The 20,859-nt window shown below is 39.0% G+C and carries 22 protein-coding genes; 4 read left to right on the top strand and 18 right to left on the bottom strand.

Annotation, left to right across the window (positions count from 1 at the left end; genetic code table 11):
- The first annotated feature begins 435 nt into the window (after positions 1 to 435).
- The 3 genes from WKF66_RS05825 to WKF66_RS05835 are packed head-to-tail and all read left to right on the top strand — an operon-like array spanning position 436 to position 5,973.
- Complete coding sequence (locus WKF66_RS05825; protein ID WP_489673482.1) at positions 436 to 2,916, top strand: Ig-like domain-containing protein; 2,481 nt, start codon at positions 436 to 438, stop codon at positions 2,914 to 2,916.
- A complete protein-coding gene (locus WKF66_RS05830) occupies positions 2,916 to 3,845 on the top strand; it encodes a PorP/SprF family type IX secretion system membrane protein (protein WP_489673483.1) in 930 nt (309 codons plus the stop codon). The genes WKF66_RS05825 and WKF66_RS05830 overlap by 1 nt, the downstream gene beginning before the upstream one ends.
- A gap of 1 nt (position 3,846) precedes the next feature.
- Complete coding sequence (locus WKF66_RS05835; RefSeq protein ID WP_489673484.1) at positions 3,847 to 5,973, top strand: OmpA family protein; 2,127 nt, start codon at positions 3,847 to 3,849, stop codon at positions 5,971 to 5,973.
- A 68-nt stretch (positions 5,974 to 6,041) separates the two neighbouring features.
- On the opposite strand, the gene WKF66_RS05840 is transcribed toward WKF66_RS05835, so the two are convergent.
- The 17 genes from WKF66_RS05840 to WKF66_RS05920 all read right to left on the bottom strand — a co-directional run bounded on the left by WKF66_RS05840 (position 6,042) and on the right by WKF66_RS05920 (position 18,866).
- The gene (locus WKF66_RS05840) at positions 6,042 to 7,097 is read right to left on the bottom strand and encodes a sugar transferase (RefSeq protein WP_489673485.1); all 1,056 of its coding nucleotides are present in this window, start codon (positions 7,095 to 7,097) and stop codon (positions 6,042 to 6,044) included.
- A 7-nt stretch (positions 7,098 to 7,104) separates the two neighbouring features.
- Positions 7,105 to 7,494, bottom strand: coding sequence for a response regulator (locus tag WKF66_RS05845; protein WP_489673486.1), 390 nt, complete (start codon positions 7,492 to 7,494; stop codon positions 7,105 to 7,107).
- A 166-nt stretch (positions 7,495 to 7,660) separates the two neighbouring features.
- On the bottom strand, positions 7,661 to 8,146 hold the full coding sequence (locus WKF66_RS05850) for a membrane lipoprotein lipid attachment site-containing protein (RefSeq protein WP_489673487.1): 486 nt from the start codon (positions 8,144 to 8,146) through the stop codon (positions 7,661 to 7,663).
- 54 nt (positions 8,147 to 8,200) lie between these two features.
- Positions 8,201 to 8,380 (bottom strand): hypothetical protein, encoded by a 180-nt coding sequence (locus WKF66_RS05855; RefSeq protein WP_489673488.1) that lies wholly within the window; start codon positions 8,378 to 8,380, stop codon positions 8,201 to 8,203.
- A gap of 158 nt (positions 8,381 to 8,538) precedes the next feature.
- Positions 8,539 to 9,870, bottom strand: coding sequence for an OmpA family protein (locus tag WKF66_RS05860; protein ID WP_489674215.1), 1,332 nt, complete (start codon positions 9,868 to 9,870; stop codon positions 8,539 to 8,541).
- Between the two features lie 214 nt (positions 9,871 to 10,084).
- On the bottom strand, positions 10,085 to 11,473 hold the full coding sequence (locus WKF66_RS05865; protein WP_489673489.1) for an MBL fold metallo-hydrolase: 1,389 nt from the start codon (positions 11,471 to 11,473) through the stop codon (positions 10,085 to 10,087).
- A 58-nt stretch (positions 11,474 to 11,531) separates the two neighbouring features.
- Complete coding sequence (locus tag WKF66_RS05870) at positions 11,532 to 12,350, bottom strand: NAD(P)H-binding protein (protein ID WP_489673490.1); 819 nt, start codon at positions 12,348 to 12,350, stop codon at positions 11,532 to 11,534.
- Between the two features lie 75 nt (positions 12,351 to 12,425).
- A complete protein-coding gene (locus WKF66_RS05875) occupies positions 12,426 to 12,632 on the bottom strand; it encodes a cold-shock protein (protein ID WP_489673491.1) in 207 nt (68 codons plus the stop codon).
- A gap of 54 nt (positions 12,633 to 12,686) precedes the next feature.
- On the bottom strand, positions 12,687 to 13,682 hold the full coding sequence (locus WKF66_RS05880) for a TerC/Alx family metal homeostasis membrane protein (RefSeq protein WP_489673492.1): 996 nt from the start codon (positions 13,680 to 13,682) through the stop codon (positions 12,687 to 12,689).
- Between the two features lie 44 nt (positions 13,683 to 13,726).
- Complete coding sequence (locus tag WKF66_RS05885; protein WP_489673493.1) at positions 13,727 to 14,689, bottom strand: hypothetical protein; 963 nt, start codon at positions 14,687 to 14,689, stop codon at positions 13,727 to 13,729.
- A gap of 8 nt (positions 14,690 to 14,697) precedes the next feature.
- The gene (locus tag WKF66_RS05890; RefSeq protein WP_489673494.1) at positions 14,698 to 15,795 is read right to left on the bottom strand and encodes a toxic anion resistance protein; all 1,098 of its coding nucleotides are present in this window, start codon (positions 15,793 to 15,795) and stop codon (positions 14,698 to 14,700) included.
- Between the two features lie 27 nt (positions 15,796 to 15,822).
- Positions 15,823 to 16,437 (bottom strand): TerD family protein, encoded by a 615-nt coding sequence (locus WKF66_RS05895; RefSeq protein ID WP_489673495.1) that lies wholly within the window; start codon positions 16,435 to 16,437, stop codon positions 15,823 to 15,825.
- Positions 16,438 to 16,441: 4 nt separating this feature from the next.
- Positions 16,442 to 16,996: a TerD family protein gene (locus tag WKF66_RS05900; protein WP_489673496.1), complete on the bottom strand. Its 555-nt coding sequence runs from the start codon at positions 16,994 to 16,996 to the stop codon at positions 16,442 to 16,444.
- A gap of 1 nt (position 16,997) precedes the next feature.
- Positions 16,998 to 17,834, bottom strand: a complete 837-nt coding sequence (locus WKF66_RS05905; protein ID WP_489673497.1) for a phosphoribosyltransferase family protein — start codon at positions 17,832 to 17,834, stop codon at positions 16,998 to 17,000.
- The gene (locus tag WKF66_RS05910) at positions 17,831 to 18,100 is read right to left on the bottom strand and encodes an HAD family hydrolase (protein WP_489673498.1); all 270 of its coding nucleotides are present in this window, start codon (positions 18,098 to 18,100) and stop codon (positions 17,831 to 17,833) included. Before WKF66_RS05910 ends, WKF66_RS05905 begins: the two co-directional genes overlap by 4 nt.
- Before the next feature lie 54 nt (positions 18,101 to 18,154).
- On the bottom strand, positions 18,155 to 18,526 hold the full coding sequence (locus WKF66_RS05915) for a hypothetical protein (protein ID WP_489673499.1): 372 nt from the start codon (positions 18,524 to 18,526) through the stop codon (positions 18,155 to 18,157).
- Between the two features lie 127 nt (positions 18,527 to 18,653).
- On the bottom strand, positions 18,654 to 18,866 hold the full coding sequence (locus WKF66_RS05920) for a heavy-metal-associated domain-containing protein (protein ID WP_489673500.1): 213 nt from the start codon (positions 18,864 to 18,866) through the stop codon (positions 18,654 to 18,656).
- 124 nt (positions 18,867 to 18,990) lie between these two features.
- On the opposite strand from WKF66_RS05920, the gene WKF66_RS05925 reads away from it, so the two are divergent.
- Complete coding sequence (locus tag WKF66_RS05925; RefSeq protein WP_489673501.1) at positions 18,991 to 20,184, top strand: multidrug effflux MFS transporter; 1,194 nt, start codon at positions 18,991 to 18,993, stop codon at positions 20,182 to 20,184.
- A 39-nt stretch (positions 20,185 to 20,223) separates the two neighbouring features.
- Here the strand turns inward: WKF66_RS05925 and WKF66_RS05930 are convergent, their stop codons facing one another.
- On the bottom strand, positions 20,224 to 20,814 hold the full coding sequence (locus tag WKF66_RS05930) for a DUF6580 family putative transport protein (RefSeq protein WP_489673502.1): 591 nt from the start codon (positions 20,812 to 20,814) through the stop codon (positions 20,224 to 20,226).
- Positions 20,815 to 20,859: the final 45 nt, after the last annotated feature.

The raw sequence follows: 20,859 nt of genomic DNA on the forward strand, positions 1-20,859 counted from the left end.
TCAGAATACTTTCTTGGGACCTGGCGGATTGAGTGATTAGAAATAATAAGATAAGTGAATAGGTAAATTTTAGACTCATGTTCTGTTCCTGTATTCTATGAGGTAGTAAAAATAAAGTAATAATATGTATAGTCAATAACTAATTTACAATAATAAACCTTAGAAGAATATTATATCAAGTGGATTTAAACTGGGAAACACATAAAATCTTTTTATAACCCTAAAATTCTTTACACATACCGAGGTTAGAAACCACATTTTAAATGCTTAATATTGCACTAAATCAATCAAAAGGTGCATAAATATCCGTTCTGGTCGCTCAATTATCCATTTTTGACGTTTCAATCGTGTTTCTGCCTGGAGGGCTCCATCGTTTGCCTGGGCAGGCGTTACCTTCAACAACTTAACGGTTTATTTTTAAACTAGATATAACATATGAATAAACATCTACAATACTCCATATTGATATTGACGTTTCTCTTTTTTATCCCGAAGGCAAAAGCACAATTTCCGTATGTTGAAAGTTTCAGAAATAGTACTGCCAATGGCATAAGCTTTGGCGGGAACGCATCGGCTTTTTTAACTGCCGCGGGTGCAAAGTTTGAAAATGGTGTGCACTCTGGTACTCCTGTTGATCCTACAGGTGCAGGATATTTAAGGTTGACAAGTAATAAGCAAGACCAGAAGGGTTATATCTATAGCAATGTAAACCTTCCTTCAACCCAGGGTCTGAGTATAGAATTTGAATATTATATCTATGGAGGCGACGGGGCCGATGGTATTAGTTTCTTTTTATTCGATGCGAGTGTAGATGACAAATTTACCATCGGGGGTTTCGGAGGTTCACTCGGTTATGCACAAATTACCACGACCAATCCGATTTCCGAAGGCGTGAGCAAAGGCTACATGGCAATAGGTTTGGATGAGTATGGTAATTTCTCAAATCCGACCGAAGGCAGGTCTGGGGGAATACCCGGTTTGCGGCCGCAATCTGTAACATTAAGAGGAAAGGGCAACGGTAGTTCTTTAACTGCCGGTAACTACCAGTTTCTAACCACTGTGCGTGTACTAAATGACTTCCCAATAAATGGTAGTCCAGGCTTTAATTTGGTCGGTAACGGAGCAATAAGGGAGCCTAATCAGAATACAACTGGTTATAGAAGAGTTATGTTGGACATGATTCCAAACAAGACCGGACCAGGTTATTATATTACAGTAAAAATCACAAGAGGAGGTAATCCAATGGTTACGACAACTGTAATTGATAACTTCTTATATGCAGAAGCTGCACCACCCCTACTTCGATATGGCTTGGCATCATCAACTGGCTATCAGACTAACTTTCACGAGATCAGAAACGTAACAATTGATACCTACAAACAATCTGGCGGCGTTGATGATCTTGCAAATACGAGAACTAATGTAGCGGTAACTATTCCTGTTATCAATAATGATGTCAATGTTACAAACGCTACTGTAATAAAAAATTCAGAACCGTTCAATGGGACCGCTTTGGTTAACCCTGACGGAACAGTAACCTACACACCTAATAACGGGTTTAGTGGAAAAGACTCCTTCACCTATAGACTGAGAACAGACGGAGTAGATTCAAGCCCGATTAATGTTGTTGTCAACGTTAAACCAGTTGGTTCCCCAGATAATACGACAACCCTTATCAACACCCCTGTGACGTTAGATTTAAAACTTAACGACATCAGCAAGGCAGGAACTTCCGCAGTTGCAATAACCCAACCGGGCAAAGGCACCGTAACCCTTAACGTTGCAGGAACGATGATATATACACCATCCGCCGGCTTTACTGGGACAGACACCTTTACCTATAAGCTAACAACAGTTGACGGTTTAGAGTCAGATCCCATAACCGTTACTATCAACGTGGTTTCAGCAATAGCAAAAGCACCAGATTTGCCAGTCAATATTCCATACGGTCAGCCAAAGAAAATTGATATTCCTTTGCCTGCATGTGGCACCATTGTTATCAAAACGCCGCCGACTCATGGCACACTAACGGTGAGCGCTACCAATGAGGTGATCTATACCCCAACCCCTCCAGCAACTTATTTCGGCGCAGACAACTTTACCTATGTTTATAAGGATTGTAATAATGTCGAATCGTTACCAGGAACGGTTACCATTACGATACCTAAACCAGCACAAATTGGCTTGGGTAAAGCGTTAACTTCCACTGTAAAAAACACAGATGGAAGCTATGTTTTGAAATACCGCTTTACAGTAATCAATCCTAACAGCTATGCAATTACCGGCTTAAGTTTAATAGACGATCTGTTCTTGACTTTCCCCGGGGCAATAATTGCTGTCAAAAGTTTGACTTCGACAGGTGAATTACAAGTCAATAGCGCCTATAACGGAACTTCAGTGAAAGAAGTGCTACTTGCAACCAGTTTGATCCAATCTAGCTTAAGCGCATATATAGACCTTGAAATCAATGTCACTTTGACAAAATCAGGGGGGACGTATAACAATAGCGCCCAAATTAAGGGCAGTTCTTCACTCGATAATTCTGAGGTAAAAGACGACTCGAGTGATGGGCTGAATCCAGTGCCTGACGCAAATGGGATATATACTTCTGCTACACCAACTCCGGCGCTTTTAATATTCAAAGATCTATTTATTCCTGGAGGCTTTTCTCCCAATGGCGATGGAATACACGACAGATTTGTCCTGGAGAATATTCAAGGAAGATCTGTCAGACTACAAATCTTTAACAGATGGTCTAATAAGATCTATGAATCTAATGCGTACGAAAACACCTGGGACGGTAAAACAAATATGGGCATCCATATCGGTGATGACGTACCTACTGGAACGTACTTCTATATTGTGACTATCGATGGTCAGGAAAAAAGAGTTGGCCACTTAACTATCAACAGATAATGAAAAGATTTATACCACTTATATTTTGCATTGCAATTAACTTGTTGACCACAAACGTGAAAGCACAGCAAGATGCAATGTATACCCAATACATGTTTAATACACTTGCAATTAACCCCGCTTATGCAGGAAGCAGAAATGTATTGTCGGCCACCACATTATATAGAAACCAATGGACCGGCATAGAAGGGGCTCCAAAAACCGGAACACTTTCAATAGATGCGCCCCTATGGGACAAACGAATTGGTTTAGGCCTGCAGTTTATTACTGATAAGCTTGGTGTGGAGCAAACAAATGGGGCGGCCATTAGTGGAGCTTACAGAATTAGAATGGAGAAAGGATCGCTAAGCTTCGGCATCCAGGGTAATGTGCAACAGTACAAACGTAACTTAACAAATGTACCTCTGGAGTCAATTCCTGCCTACGATCCTGCATTTGCTGAAAATGTCGATAAGATACTGTTTAACTTCGGAACCGGAGTTTATTATAACTCTGATAGATTCTATGTTGGCCTATCAGCGCAGGACTTGCTACCCAACCAACTCAATCAAAGTTCAGATGGGACCACGCTGGTTGGTAAGCAAGAAGTGCATATGTTTTTAGCTTCCGGTTATGTATTTCCAGTTTCAGAGGACCTGGACCTTAAACCGTCTTTTTTGATAAAAGGCGTTAAAGGAGCTCCTCTTGAAGCTGATTTAAACGCGACTCTATGGATCAAACAAGCGCTTGGAGTAGGGATACAATACCGAACCAGTGCCGACATATCTGCATTAATAGAAATACAGGCGACTGAAAATGTTCGTATTGGTTATAGTTATGACCATAGCCTTACAGCTTTGCAAGGATTTAATAGCGGCAGCCACGAAATCATGCTTCGTTATGAGTTTGGGTTTTCAAGAGGCAAATATTTATCTCCAAGATTTTTCTAACATGAAAATAACTATCAAATACGTTGTCATCGTTCTCACCTTGCTGGGATCTTTTATTACTCAGGGATACACTCAGACACAGAACGGCAATGCAATAAGGGAGGCGACTGCAGAATTTAAGTCTTTAAAATATGTAAGTGCAATCTCGCTTTTCACTGAAATACTGGCGAAGGATTCTACCAATATAAGTGCCCAGGATATGTTAGCTTACAGCTACAAAATGGTCAAAAACTACGATGGTGCACTGAAATGGTATGAAAAGTTAAGTTCTCAAAAAACAGTTAAACCTGAATGGGCGTTATCTTATGCTGAAGTTTTAGCTAACAAACAGCGGTATGAGGCTTCAGAAAAGTGGTATAGGAAGTACCTTTCTTTGGTACCAGTGGATAAGCGGGCATCAGCCTTTGTTCGTACGAACATTGGTAACCTGATAAAAAATCCAGGACTTTGGAAAGTATCATACCTAAATATCAATTCTCAGGGATCTGACTACTCCCCGATCTTTTACAAAGAAGGATTAATGTTTAGTAGTAATAGACTTGCTCCGAAATCTCCCCGAGGTACTTTTTTGTGGAACAATACGCCCTTTAGCAATCTCTTTACAGTGTTACTCAAGGATGTAAACACTATCGATCCAGATAGTCTGTTGCAACAAGCACAAAATAGTACTTCTAAAAGGTTGAGGCGGAATGACGACGACACCCCGCCAACGAGTAATGATACCAAAACGTTAAATCAGTATACCTCATCACTTCAAAGAGACACTATCGCGGTGTTACTTGCAGACAAAGTGAATCTTAAATTATTGCGCGGGAACGTAAATACCAAAGTTCATGAGGGTCCGGCGGCAGTATTTCCGAATGGATCGCTAATATTTACCAGAAATAATTATGTTGGTGGTTCAGCACGCATAAGTAAAGACGGTATTAACAAGCTGAAATTGTATACTGCTTTTGGTAATAATTTGAGTAAGGTTCTAGAATTCCCCTACAATAGCAATGAATATTCTAATGGCCACCCTTCGCTGAGTAAGGATGGAAACATTTTGATATTCGCATCTGATAAGCCAGGTGGATATGGAGGTACGGATTTGTATTACTGTGTAAGATCGGGGAATGGGCAGTGGACCAGGCCTATAAATATGGGTAAACAGATCAACACCGAAGGCAATGAGGTGTTCCCTAATCTCGAAAAGGATAACAATCTAATCTTCGCCTCTACAGGGCATCCAGGATTAGGCGGGCTGGACTTGTTTGAGGTACGGCTGAAAGACTTGAGACCGATCTCTGCGGTGAGAAACCTTGGTGCTCCTGTTAACTCTTCTACGGATGATTTTGGGTTGGTCAGATCAAATGATAATAGAACCGGTTACTTTTCTTCAAACAGACGTGGCGACGATGATATATACTTGTTTAAACGGATTACAAATACTATTGTTTTAGAAGGAACAGTCACAGACCGGAATACAAGACTACCTTTAGCTGGTAGTAGAATTCTATTAAAACACTTAGATGGTACCGACACTATTCGTACGAACGCAAAGGGGGAGTTTAGACGAGAGATGCCAAGAGAAACTGACTACGAGACGACTGCACAGAAACAGGGGTATATCAACGAAATCGGTTTTGTAACTTCTGTAGGAGTGGATAAAGACACAGTTCTACGATTGGACCTTAAATTAAATAAAACAGGAACCCCTCAGAAGTTTATCTTAAAAAACTGTGACTCTTTAAAAATGCTATTCGCCGTTCAAAATGTATACTATGACTTAGATAAAAGTGACATCAGACCGGATGCGAGACCGGCGTTAAATGAACTTGTCGCATTAATGAAGAAGCATCCGGAAATTACGATTATCACTTCCAGCCATTGTGATAGTCGGGCGACCAATGAATATAATAAAAACCTTTCATTGAGACGTGCGGAGGCATCCAAAAGCTATCTAATTGCTAAAGGGATTAGCCCTTCAAGGGTCAAAGTTGAGTATTTCGGAAAGACTCGTTTAGTTAATCGTTGCTTCGACGATGTGCCTTGCTCTGAAGAAGACCAACAAATGAACAGAAGGACTGAGTTTGATGTTATTCTAAACGGTGTGAACATAACCAGACAGAATTGCGAAGAGCAGTAAATCTTTAGAGAAATAAAAACGGGTTAAACTTTCGAAGTTAACCCCTTTTTGTTTCTATACCCGAAGCATTAAACCTTTTCTTTTTGAACCGTTGCGGGTAGTGTTTTTAGTAAGATTTTTAAGTCAAGCCAGAACGAATAATTCTGAGCGTAAAAGTTGTCCAATCGCTTTCTCTCGCGTTCAGACATATCTGCTTTCCCTCTTCGGCTAACCTGCCATAAGCCGGTTAGGCCAGCTGGACCAAGAAATCTCATCGTCCATTCATTAGATGTAAGCATTTCCGCTTCATAAAGTGGCAAAGGCCTATTGCCTACTAACGACATATCCCCTTTCAAGACGTTAAGGAGCTGAGGAAGTTCATCTATGGAATACGTCCTTATAAACTGGCCGAACCTCGTAATACGTGGATCGTTTTTAAGCTTCACGAAAACACTCTTTGCAGTATCTTCGGCCTTGTATTGATTTAAGTCACCTAAGGCGTTTAGTTCGGCACTGGCGCCAGAACGCATAGATCGAAATTTGTAAAAGTCGAACACTTTATAACCAGTACCTACCCTTTTGCTTTTAAAGATTATGGGGCCTTTCGACTCAAGTGCTACGAGCGCCGCAATGATCAGAAACAACGGCGAAAGTAAAAGTAAGGCAGTACCAGCAACAGCAATGTCAAATACGCGTTTAAATGTTGGTATCTTATAACTATAGTCGGTTTGAGATAGTTCAGCAAATTCAGGCTTTATTAACTTAAACTTAACAAGGAAAACGATACGTTCACAAAGATCCTGAACAGGGATTGGCGAGAAATATAGGTCATTAACCTTATGTTCCATAGCCAGCTTACGAATGCTATCCTGCTTTTCTTTAGCCAGTAAAATAATGACCAGCCCTTTCAATAAAGCATTTCTTTTAAGCATCCTCACGAATTCAAAACACTTCAGCTCTTCGTCTACCTCAAGAAGGATCACGTCAGGCAAACTAAATAAGGATTGCTCCCTGAGATAGCTCTCTAAGGAGCTTACATTTGATTCTGCGTGTAGGGAAAACTGTGAGGAAAGCTCTGGTAAGAGTTCAGATTCAAATAATGCAGAAGAAAACAGGAGCGTTATTGAATGTTGACTGTTTTGCATGTTATGATTAGTTTGCAACGGCTTCATACTTTTTGAAAACATTTGAGATAGCTTCTTTCAACTGCACAGGATTAAACGGTTTTGGAATATAATCATCAAGTTCAAAATTCATTTTGGAAACCCGTTCATTAAGATTGATGGCACCAGACAAAATGATCACGGGAGTGTCTCTGTAAAATCCGCTAATCTTTAAATTATGAATGAAGGAGGTGCCGTCGAAGTACGGCATTTCCAGATCGGAAAGTATCAAAGCAGGCGAATTACCTTCTTCTAACCACGTTAGCGCCTCTACACCGCTATTTTTGATGACCAAATCATATTCCTTGGACAAGACAAAATTCAACAACTTAAGTATGCTAATCTCGTCATCCACAACTAATATCTGCTTCTTAGCCATTTAAATTTATTTAAGCAAGTAATTATTATCACTTAATTCTTAACGAACATACGAAATATTTAGCCAAAACGAATTGTGAATAAACGATTTTACTGAGAATTTTGCCTAAAAAAAATAGAGCCATTAGTTTTATCTAATGGCTCTACTTAAAATGGTATAAACTGACCTAATTTTTAGGCTGCACTCTACCAGATTTTCTGTCTTTATCACGACCGATTAAATATCCGGCACCGGCACCAGCAAGGCCGCCGATGATCGCACCTCTTCCATCTTTTTTATCTATAAGTACACCGCCTAAAGCTCCAGCACCTGCACCAATCACAGTACCCTTCGCTGCAGAACTCCATCCTTTTTTCTTAGTGGTAGTTGTAGGAGTTTCAGAGTAACTTCTTGGAGAAGGAGCTGCTTCATTCCTCTCTGCCAACAAAAGCTCACGTTTTTCCTCACGTACTCTAGCAGCTACTCTTTCATCTTCTGCTTGTTTTGCAGCAACAGCCACACGTTCTTGTTCTACTTTTTTGAAGCTATCAAGTTTCAAACTATCCTTAACGGCTGTGATTGCTTGTTGCTTTGCAGCCTCTTCTAGTTTCGCATTATTGGAACATGCTGAAAGCATTGCTACGATTCCTAGTATTGAAAATATACGTTTCATAATTTTAAATTAAGTGTGTAATACACATGGTTAAGAAAAATCATGCCAAACTTATCATTTGTCATCCAAAGGGGAATGTACTGGTTCGTCAGTATTGCCCGATACTTGATCATTATCAGTATTATACATTCTCTCTTGCTCATCTGAAGATTGATCTGCATCCAAGCCAAGGTTAAGTCTTTGATCAACTTTGAGTTCGGGGTGATCCTTTAGAGGTTTCTTAGAAGTTTCCATAATAATTACGTTTTTATATGATTTTAACAAATTTGTTGTTCTTAAGTTTGCCTATACAAAATGAGCCTGCATCAATATATGATACAGGCCCATTTCTAAAAGTTAATAAGTTGGTTTAATTCATTCATTGAAGAATAAATGTTCCGATGTTTCTATCATTAAAACAATGAGAACTCAACACGACGGTTTTTCTGACGACCATCTGCAGTTTTATTACTTGCAATTGGCTGATTAGGTCCGTAGCCTGTTGCTTCAATTCTAGATGCGTTAGCACCTTGAGAAACTAAATACGCTTTAACAGATTCTGCTCTGTCTTTAGACAAACGTAGGTTTAACGCCATTGAACCACTGTTATCCGTGTGACCAGCTAATTTCAAGCTGAAGTTTTTCTCTACTAATAAAGCAGCTACTCGATCAAGTGTTGCATTAGAAGTTGAACGGATAGTAGCTTTACCTAAATCAAACTCTAAGTTTCTGATGGCTTCATCAACTACTTTACGATCTGCTTCGGTAATAACAATTTTCTCTCTTACTATTTGTGCTGGCGCTTTCAATGGACAACCTGCTCCATCAACAACTGTATTTGAAGTTGTGCCTGGGCATTTATCAAATTTGTTAGCTACACCATCAGCATCATCATCACCTAGTTCCTGAGCATATTTAGCAGCGGCTGCTTCTCTATCTCTTCTAGCATTCTCTTCAGATGTCGCTAATTGTCTTTTAAGTTCAGCGCTTTCTGCAGCACTTGCTTCACGTAAAGCAGCAATCGCACTGAAATTTTGTAGTTGAGAAGTTCCTTTTCTACCCAAAGCGATTTCTATACCAGCATGTGCATAAGAGAACCTATCATTAGCATCACTTGGAATTCCATCAAAATTACCATCTTTCATAAAGTTAACTGTGTAACCAAGATCAATGTTAACTCCTTTTGATACGCCAAACTTGAAGCCGGCTCCAATTGGAACAAACCAGTTTTCTGTGAAGGAAGTATTTCCTATACCAGCTCCAACTGCATCTGTGTTTGCACTAGAAGACATGTAACCAGCACCTGCAGTTAAATAAGGTGATAAAATATTCCTTTTCTGATTCAGGCTCATGTTAGCAATAGTAAAGTTACCGCTTAAAGCTGCTGACCAATCGATTGTAGAAGTAAAACGCGCGTCGGCTGGAAGTACACCACCGTTTGGTCTACCACCTTCAACTTTTCCTGCTAAAAAATCCGCTTGGATACCAAAGCCAGGAAGAATTTGCTTTTTGATATAACCTCCATATCCCCATTGCTCATAAGGTGTACTGAAATCACCGTTAGATCTGTTGTTAAACGGAGTATAATGAGTCAACATTCCACCGTTCAATCCGATTGACCAGGTACGGAAATCCTTTTTTGAGAACCTATCCCCTGATACTTTTGCATCATCTTGTGCAAATAATTGCGACGATAATCCGACCAGGGAAACTATCATTGCCGCTTTTGTAAATTTTGATTTCATTTTTCTTAAGTTAATATTAAAAAGTTCGCGTTCTAGTGAACAGATTGCTATACGTAATAATCCTGCCAAATCAGATAAGCAGTGATTTTTTAACTTAATGAGTCTAAAGGTCAAGACTTTACAAGTCGCATTATAGGTAACTGAAATAATAGAATCCGCAATATTTGCTAATTAAGGATGTCCACTTTTTGATACAATTAGCAGAAAATGCTTACTAGATGTCGTAACATACACCCTTTAAAGGCATTTCAACTCGATATCCTTCGTCTTCGAGGGCTAGAGAAAGACTTGTCATACTTTTGATTTCACCATGAACAAGAAAGACCTTTTTGATCTCCTTTGGGTTTTGAGTTTTTACTGTATTAACCAAATCATTATGATCCCCGTGTCCACTCAATAAATCTGTTTGCTTAATAGTTGCGTAAACCATGAGGTCCCGGTTCCTTAATCTTACAATTGGATCTCCTCTTAGGAGCCTGTTTCCTAAAGTTCCCTTCGCACAATATCCTATAATAAGTATGGTACAATAGTAATTTTGAATGTTATAGTACAAATGATCCTGAATTCTTCCACCCTCGAGCATACCTGCTGAAGAAATGATGATACAGGGCTCATGATAATTAGAAACTGACAAACTCTCCCTCTTATCTTGGACATAGGTAAGTTCTTCAAATTCAAACTCATCTCCTTTACGCCGATAGAAATCCTGTGACTCCTCATTAAGTAAATGCTGATGTTTCCTGTAAATGTCCGTTGCATAGCTTGCCAATGGACTATCTACGAATATCTTGACCGGGGGTAGCAAGCCCTCACTGAAGATCTTATTAAGAGAATAAACCAGAGATTGAGTGCGGCCAATACTAAATGCAGGAATAATCAATCTACCAGGAAACTTCACACAAGTTTCATTGATAGTCTCTACTAACTTATCTTGAAGATTGGTATCCGTGCTGTGTACCCTTCCGCCATAAGTAGATTCAATAACTAAATAGTCAACCTGGGGGATCGGATCTGGATTTACCAACACCGGATAGCCGTTGCGGCCAATGTCACCGGTAAACGCAATTTTCTTGTACGCTTTTCCTTCTTTGACTGTCAATACTACTGCCGCAGCGCCCAGTAAGTGCCCAACAGGTATGAAAGTGACGGACAGCTGTTCATTTACTTCAAAATTCTTATGAAAGGCAACGGTAACAAAGCGTTCCATTGTTTCCGTCACATGCTTATGAAGATAAAGTGGTTGTGGGCCTGATGATCTTCTATGTTTATGTTTAGAATGTTTTTGCTGTTTACTAAGAAATATATTTACGGAATCTAATAACAGCAATTCTGCAAGATCCGCTGTTGGAGAAGTAGAAAGAACCTGACCTTCGAAACCCATACGAACAAGTGTCGGTAAATTCCCCGAATGGTCAATATGCGCGTGAGTGAGTATTACAAGATCGATTTCGCTCGGATCGAATGGAAAGTATTGATTTTCTTCCTGATAAGTGTCTTTTTCATAATCCAAGCCGCAATCAACCAGAATATTATAATGGTCAAGCTGCAAAAGATGCATGCTGCCTGTTACCTGCTGTGCTGCTCCCCAAATCGTTAATTTCATAGTGCGGGTATCGTATTAATAAGCAAGTTAATATTTAAATAAGTAGCGCTAACCGAATTTATAAGTTATCCGGCGTAAGAAATTCGGACCATTTGTTTACCAGGTACTTATAATTTAATTGCTCAGAGACCCCATTCCCGTTCACAAGCTTCCATTTCACAAGCTCTGGGAGAAAATCAGGTTTTGCCAAACCAGTTATTTCCGAGATAGTGGTATAAATTTCCATTCTTGTAGGATGATCTGGAGAACAAGCGTTTAAGGTGTAGCCAAATGCATGAGTATTTAAAATATGTTCGGTAAGCAAAATACACTCTTCCAGATGAAGAAGGTTTACAGGCGCAAGCCCATTTGCAACCTCAGTCTTGCCTGAGAAGAACTTCGCCAGATTTCTACCTGGTCCAATCAACCCGCCAAACCGTAGTATAGTTAAGTCGATTGATTTGTATTCGCCAATTATTCGTTCTGCTTCCAAAATCGCTGCTCCCGATTCGTTATCCGGTAGAGGGATCTCACCAACAACGACTTCACGATTTACATCGCCATACACTGATGTGGAGCTGATCATTAGTACGCTTTTTATCTTACCTTTTTGCAGGGCATCTACAATTCTCTTCATCTTTTGGGGATACTCCCCATGCTCGCCTGCGCTTTTTTTAGGCGGAAGAGAAATAATTAGCACATCCGCCTCAAAAAACGAAGGGTCATAGCTGTCTTCATTTGAACTGAAGTTGACCAAATATGGCATGATCCCTTCACGCTCCAATTGAGATAGCTTTGACTCGCTTGTAGTAGACCCTTTAATAGTATAGCCACTAGCTAATAATCTTTTAGCTAATGGAAGACCGTACCAGCCGCAACCGAGAATACTTATTGTCATTTTGGTCATATCTGATTTAGATAATAAAAAAGGGGTAATGCTAAGCATACCCCTTTTTTACTAGAAATTGAATAATTAAAGAACCGTTACATTAGATGCTTCAGGGCCTTTTTTACCTTCATTCAACTCAAATTCTACACTGTCACCTTCCGCCAATTCCTTGAAGGAATCTCCTGCGATTGCCGAAAAGTGTACGAAAATATCTTTACCTCCTTGTTCTGGAGTAATAAAACCAAATCCCTTTGCAGAATTAAACCATTTAACTTTTCCTGTTGTACGCATATTATGTTAGTATATTTCGTCGTGAATTTAATAAATTGGTTCTTAACATCAAAGCTATTTCTCTTCTGCAGTTTCCTTAGACACAAACAATAAGGAAGCAATTACAGAAAGAATTAAAACACCTCCTACAATTGACAATGAAAGTGGTGAGGAGATGTGATATATAGGCGCAATAACCATTTTTACCCCGATGAATGTTAGAATTACAGCTAGTCCGTACTTTAACAAACTAAACATATGAATGAAATTCGCAAGCAAAAAGTACAATGCTCTTAAACCAAGGATAGCAAAAATATTAGAGGTATACAATATCAAAGGATCATCTGGAGCTATTGCAAATATAGCCGGAATAGAGTCTACCGCAAACAAAACGTCTGTAAACTCAATCACCGCAACAACTACTAACAACGGGGTAGCTATCCTCACGCCATTTTGTATAGTAAAAAAATTGCCACCGTCAAATTCTTTGCTGACCTTAAAAAACTTATAGATCAGTCTTGCGCCGGCACTTTTGCTGAAATCCTTGTCTTCATCATCATCATCACTGCTTACCCCGGATTTGATACCAGCATAGATTAAAAACAATCCAAATAAAAGCATAACGACGTTAATTTGGACAGTATGTCCAAAAAGAGTCATTGCAGGTAGATAGGTAAGATTGATTAAGCCGACTCCTGCAAAAATGAATATCGCCCTAAATAGTAAGGCACCAATGATGCCCCAAAACAACACCTTATGATGAAGCTCTTTCGGCACGTTGAAAAACCCAAATACCAATATGAAGACAAAGAGATTATCTACCGATAAGGCCTTCTCGATCCAATATGCAGATTGAAATTGGGTAAACTTTTCAAAGCCGGAAACATAGTAGATCACACCACTAAATGCCATAGACAAAGAAATCCACACCACTGACCAGATTGCTGCTTCTTTACTGCTTACTGCATGTACTTTTTTATTGAAAACTCCTAAATCCAAAAGCAGCATGACTAATACCAAAACGGCAAAGCCAACTATTACTCCTGGGTGATTTATTAAATTATTATCCATTATATGTCAATTATTTTTAGACTGTACTTTATTGGTTAAAAATGCTAAAAAAGATCGGTTTTCAGCATCGCTTTTAAAATATTAGCCTGAACATCATAGTTGTTCAAGTGATCGAGAAAATTGATATCTGAAATTTTGCTATAGTTCTCCTTAAGCAGCGCAATAATTTCAGCAGGAATAAGAGTTTTTAGTGCGGCAGCACTACTTGTTAGTGTATCATTTTTATAGGAAAGCTCTTGAATAACCCTGCCCTTCTCACTCTGATTGTTGCTAAAGTCTACTCCCTTTAAAGTGGACAAGTCACAAAACAAAAATAAATTCCTGCTTGGGAAAAACAGGAAGTACTTGTCCTTGTCAAGGAATTTGTAGATCTCGATAATAAGCTGCCCCGATTTCAATCCACAATAGAACTCTGTCCTGAATTCAAATTTGCACAACTGCCCCATCAGCCTTTTTTGAATGCTTGCATGGGTATCTACATACATATCTTTTGAATCAAAATTGATTAACGTTCCCAATTGCTCCGCTGTAATATCGAAGTAGAAATCGGCCGCATACCTGGAACTAAAAGAATTGATATTCTTCGAAAACGGAAATTCTTCATTATGATCAGATAGCACCTGAAACAGCTTCCGCAAGGATTGATTGACTTTCAACGACTGCTGTTGCTTATCTAAATGAAAGTTCTTTTCATTAAATGCAGAATTACCAATCTTATCAATCAACTCTCTATTTAAAGCAATCTCGTCATAAATCAAGCTTACATTCTTCTCATTGCTCTTCTTGATTTTACGTAGTAATTCTATTAAACTAGCGGTGAATTGAACATGAAAAATCTCAAGTTTATCTATATCAAGATCTTCGTTGTTCTCAAACATCTGATGAATTACCTGACTCCGCAAAAATATTTTATAAAGTGTCTCTTCTTCAAAAAACGCAGATAGTAGCTGTAAGCGACTAATCTCTGTGCGGGAAGCTTTTAAAATATTTGCATGGCGTTCATCCATCTAAGCAGTTAATTTACCCTTGTAACGTTTTTCTTAAGTTCAGTTTCTAAGGTTTTTAGCTCTCCATCTAAAACCCTTCTACTTTGTGCGCCGGCCTCATGGATTTGCTTCACTTCATTAAGCGTCTCAATCAAAGATTGAGTTGTCAATTTTAAAGTATCGATAGAAACAACAGTCTTTTCGTTCTCTCTAGCAACATCTATGCTATTTTGTTTTAGCATATCTGCGTTTTTTTGAAGGATTGTATTGGTTGTATCCGAGATTTTCTTCTGCATTTCCACATTCGCCTTCTGTCTCTGAAGGGCGACTGCAAGGGTAAGCTGATTTTTCCAGACCGGAATAGTAGTAGAGACTATTGACTGTGCTTTCTCCGCAATGGAAGTGTTGTTATTTTGTACTACCCGAATCTGAGCAAGTGACTGAATCATAATGAAACGGACGATTTTCATATCCGCTAGCCTCTTATCCAGGCGGCTTAAGAAATCTCTTAAATCTGCAATTTCATAGTCTTGATAGTCAGCCGGGCGGCCTTCCATTTCCGCAAGTTTTAAACTGAGTTCATTGTATTTAAGTTGGCCCGAAATAATCAACTCTTCCATTTGATGGATATAGCCGACGTTACTATCAAACATCGTTTGCAACGAACTGTTATCTTTTATAGAGTTTAGTCTGCCTGCTTTTACTTTATTGGTGATCTTATCAACATTATTAATTACTACATCATACTTTTGAAATAGCTTTTTCACGTCAACAAAAAGATTTTTAAGGAAGGGTATTTTAGACAGGAAACCTTTAATTCCGGTTTGTTCTAATTCACCAACATCGATATAATTCAGTTCTGTAAGCAGTTCATTGATCAGTCCGCCTACTTCGCCACTATTGTAAGTTCGCACTGACGAAAGAAAATCATTACTGTATTTTTCCATCGAATTCTGTGCGTCAGAACCATAGTTCAGAATCGAATTCACATCAGATGGTTCCAGCGATTTACCAATTTCTTTATATTTAGCTTCCTCCTCAGGAGTTACCACTGCAAGGTTAACGTTGCCATCCTTATCAAGCTTTGCTGGACTGATGGTTTGAATTTCATTAGCGTTCGTTTCCATAATCTGAGTAATTATCAGTACTAACCTTTACAGATAGCTTTGTGTTACCGTTTTCACTGTTTCTTCCAGTTTTTTATCCTTAGTTGGTTCACCGATAGCATTGAATTTCCATTCGCCATTCTTCTTGTAAAAAACACCCAATACCATTGAAACGTGACCGGCAAATCCAGCACCGTTAGCGATATCATATTTGGCAAACACTTCATTGACTTGTTTCGGTGTGCCCTCATAGATTCTTATAGATGCAAATGGAATGGTACCGAAGTCATGGCCCCTGAAACTGTTCAAAACAAAGGCAACATAATTCACAGAACTATTCAACCTGGAGAAATCAAGAGTGATCACTTCATTATCCAATCCGTCATCGCCGCCCATATCACCAGTTAAATCATCACCGCTGTGTCTTACTGCACCGTCCTTCGAACCTAGATTTCCAAAATATACTACTTCAGATAGGTTCTTTGCTTCACCGTAAAGTGCACAACTGGCATCCAGATCAACTGCCTCTTTCGTTGTACCAAAACCAAACATCCCCTTCTTCTCAATAGCACCCCAGTTGATGCCTACGCAAATATTTTGAAGCTTGCTGCCGTTAGCTTTTTCTAAACTAATGCGCTGCCCTTTTTGAAGATTAATAGCCATGATATTATTGATATTTATTTAAATAGTCTTGTAAACCGCCTTTCATGCCCATTCCTACAGCTTCAAACTTCCATTTTCCTTCACGCTTGTATATGCGACCAAATTCGACTGCAGTTTCAATGGAAAAATCTTCTTCTAATTCATACTTAAGAAGCACTTCGTTGGTTACTGCATCAAAAATTCTAACAAATGAGTTTCGTACTTGCCCAAAATTTTGTCTTCTGCTGTCAGCGTCATGTATGGTGACCACAACACAGATCTCTGATACTCTGCTATCTGCTTTGGTAAGATCCACTTTGATTTGCTCATCATCACCATCGCCATCACCCGTGAGATTATCACCTGTATGCTCAACAGCCTCATCAGGAGACTTTAAGTTGTTATAAAAGACTAGATGTTCATCCGAAACCAACTTCTTGTTTTGATCCAACATAAAGATCGAAGCATCCAAATCAAAAGCACTTCCTGTAGTCGAGCTGTTTGTATCCCACCCAAGTCCTATTGTAAATTTAGGAGCGTCGATGTTTTCTCTTTGCCCTTTTTGTAAATTAATGGCCATATTATATTAGGTTATATTTTTTATTAACAATGTAGTTTTTTAAAAAGTTAAAATTCTCCGAATAACTCTCGATGGTATGATAACTGTTTCCTAACGATAAATTGTATAGACTTTGAATAAAACTGTCAGTCTGATGCTCTAAAAAGGACTGAAAGCTATTGAAATCGCAATTTAAGATATATTTAACAATCCTGGTATTAAAACAAAAATTACCGCTTTTAACCACTATGTCAAGATCCGAGACAGTTTTAATAAGATGGTAATTCAAATAGTTCTCAATATTCGGGTGTATATCAGCGTTTACTAATTCTGCGAAATAAAGCATGAAAATGCTATTGTTCAGCTTATAGTCTTTAACCATCTTAAGGATCATTTTCTCGTGACTGCCAGTAATTCTAATGTCATCAAGAAAAAAGAGCACCTTGTCCTTTAAAAAGTCTTTATCAATATGGAAGGAATCATTGCCAATCAATTTTAATCTGTCTTCCGCATTTAATTCCCCGTAGTCTTCTTTGTAAGTAATCGTCCTATGAATTTTAGCTTCCTGTACCACAGGCTTATTGTTTTCTGCCAGCCAATGGTTGAGCTGGTAAACAAAGTAATTCTTCATGGCAAAGGTTGCAGTAGGTATAAAGCAGTATGGACTGGAGATGACTACAATCTGGTCGTTTATAGCACTGTCTTCCAAGACGTCCTTAATAAAGCCATCTGCTAAAGATTTGCCAAATTCCTTTGCTATCAGGTCATCTCCAAACTTAAATCGGCTATAGTGATTCGGGTTAAATCCGAAGTTAACACCGTTATGAATTTTATGGAGGGAGTACGTATAGGGAATCATGAGAGTAGGTGTTTTATATTTAAGTGATTGGAGTTGATTAAAAGTGACTTTATCCCAAACGAAGTAGCACCACGGTAATCTGCCGCTGGATTGTCACCAATGTGGATTATTTCGTGAGGCCCGATTGATAGGTGCTTCTTCTGATCGATGGTATCTATCATTAACTGGAAAAACTTAGGATTAGGCTTTGACATCCTAACCTCATCAGAATAAAGCTGAAAATCCAATGCCTGGTCGAGTCCTAAATGATGTAAAATCTTTCTCAATGTTATTCCTTTAATGAACCCAGTGTTACTTAAAAGGCTGGTGGTACTATGCCCTTACTCTTTTAACTGATGCAATACACCAAGGCTTTCCGGACAGTACATAACGGGCATGTTTTCCAACAAAAGGGTTTCCATGTTGCTATACAACTCACTAACGTTGATATCAGAGAAATCGGTGCTATAATTATTAATAGTGCTTATGACTATCAAATACATTTCTTCAGCATCAATGTTTAAACCTGATTTCTCATTGATACTATTGACCATCAAATCCACATTTCTAAAAACGGCAGCAACTTCTTGTAAGGACTTACCTAACTTATTATAGTGAGCATGGAAATACTTAGCACGTTCAATCTTAAACGCAGGATTTGACTTTATTAACGTTAGCCAAAGATCAAATGAATAGTGTTTAAAGAATGGCATGAGCAGGCTTCTTTCCAATTAGTTGCTTTTTTTGGCTTAATGTTACAAAGTTATAGGCTCGATGCGAAATATAAGATCAGCTCACGTCAATTAATCGTTAAGAAATGGATCTAAAATGGGGAAGCAGCTATATCTTAATAGCTTGGTACCCAACTTTATCCAATTGCATAATCACCTCTTTAGGATTTAATGCGGCATCAGTTTCTATGCTTAAGACTTTATCAGGATGAGTGGTATCCACCTCCCACTTGGCAACATTGTTCAGCTCATTTAAAATAGGAGTTACTTTGTCGATGCAAGCCTGGCATTTGATATCTGTTTTAAATTTTAATGTATGCATATCTGGAAATCTAATTATTAAATAATTTTTAATTGCTGTAGGCCTTAAAACCTTCTTTAACTAAAATACTAAACTAGTGAACACAAATCAATGTTCTACAGTTCAAACCATATATTTGCAAACAATGACAAATAAAAAATATTTCCTTCTGATCCTGATCCTGGGGTCGTTAACTGCCCTTGCTCCCTTCTCTATTGACATGTACCTCCCGGGCTTTCCAGCTATTGCAAAAGATTTGAATACAACAGTATCAAAAGTAGCCCTTTCACTCTCCAGCTTTTTCATAGGTATCTCTGCGGGACAACTACTTTACGGACCTTTGCTGGACAGATTCGGACGAAAAAAACCGCTTTACTTTGGATTAGTGTTGTATATTATTGCCTCAGCGGGCTGCGCATTAGCCACCAGCATTGACGCATTGATTGCGCTTCGCTTTATCCAGGCCTTGGGTAGCTGTGCTGCTACCGTAGCTGCGGTAGCAATGGTAAGAGACTTATTTCCAATTAAAGACAGTGCAAAAGTTTTTGCAATGCTTATGCTCGTTCTTGGTGTTTCACCAATGATAGCACCTACTCTCGGCGGTTACGTAACTGCACATCTGGGTTGGCATACTATTTTTATAATCTTGGGAGGAATTGGCGCATTTAATTTGATCGCTTCGTTCTTATGGCTACCTGAAGCTTACAAACCAGATACAACAATGTCTCTGAAACCTAAGCCAATCATCAGTAACTTCATCCACGTTATGCGTGAGCCACAGTTTTACACATATGCGCTCACAGGAGCGCTGGCATTCGCTGGTCTCTTTGTATACATATCGGGATCTCCGCTTCTTTTCATGGATATTTTCAGGGTCAAGGAGGAAACTTACGGATGGATTTTCGCACTTCTTTCTGTAGGATTTATCGGCTCTAGCCAAGTGAATACTCTGCTGTTGAGAAATTATAAAAGTGAGCAGATCATATTTTTCGCTATGCTTGCCCAGGTAATCACGATTCTGTTCTTTTTGATAGGCGGAATTAACGGATGGTTCGGCTTATATACAACCATCTTTTTACTATTCGTATTCCTTTGCTGTCTTGGTTTTGTAAGTCCAAATGCCTCGGCTCTGACCTTAGCTCCATTTACGAAAAATGCGGGAAGTGCAGCAGCGTTGATGGGAGCGATACAAATGGGTTTAGGGGCCCTGGCTTCTGTTGGGATCGGGCTTTTAGACGCCCACTCCGTTGTCCCAATGCTGGCTATCATGGCAGCCTGCTCGACATTAGCCTTTCTTGTCCTTTTAATCGGAAGAAAGTCTATTCTCACAAAACATTAAATAACTGATTCCTGCGTAAGAGCAGGAATCAGTTTAAGATTATCTTAGCCGCTCTCTCCTCAAACTGAGAACAGGATATTTGACTTTTAATAGTTCGAAAGAGCCGAACATTAAAACACCATAAGCTAATGTTCCATATAAAAAACGCAGTTCAAAGGGAATGGCCGCAGCCAATACAGCCCAGAACCCAGCTAGTGTTTGTGGATAATTAGACCCATACCAAACCCCCAGGTCAGTGACGATCCAATGGATCAATACAACGACCAACGATCCAAGTACAACGTTTAGGATGTTTATTTTAGTTACAATCAGCCTGGTGACCAAAACCATCAGTGCAAATGCGATATAGGTCCAATACCATCCGTCATATAAAAAACCGTTACTATATTCCTTATATATTGTTGTCGCCAGAATGACATCTGTTAATAATAAGGTAAGCAGAGGGATCGCAAACGACTGTGCTGGATTTCTAAAATAAGATCCGCTAAATAGCGTAATAGCACCAACTGCAGAGAAGTTAGCAATCTGACTAAAATTGTCAGAGAAAGGCGCTACAGTCCTTAGTATCGTGACAAGTGCTACAATCAATAATAAAATAAGGGTACGCGGATTAAATTTAGCTTCAGACATTATTTATAATTAAAAATACAAAGTTATGATATTTCCGGCTATGAT

This window comes from Pedobacter sp., from assembly GCF_037719805.1.
Classification (GTDB): Bacteria; Bacteroidota; Bacteroidia; order Sphingobacteriales; family Sphingobacteriaceae; genus Pedobacter.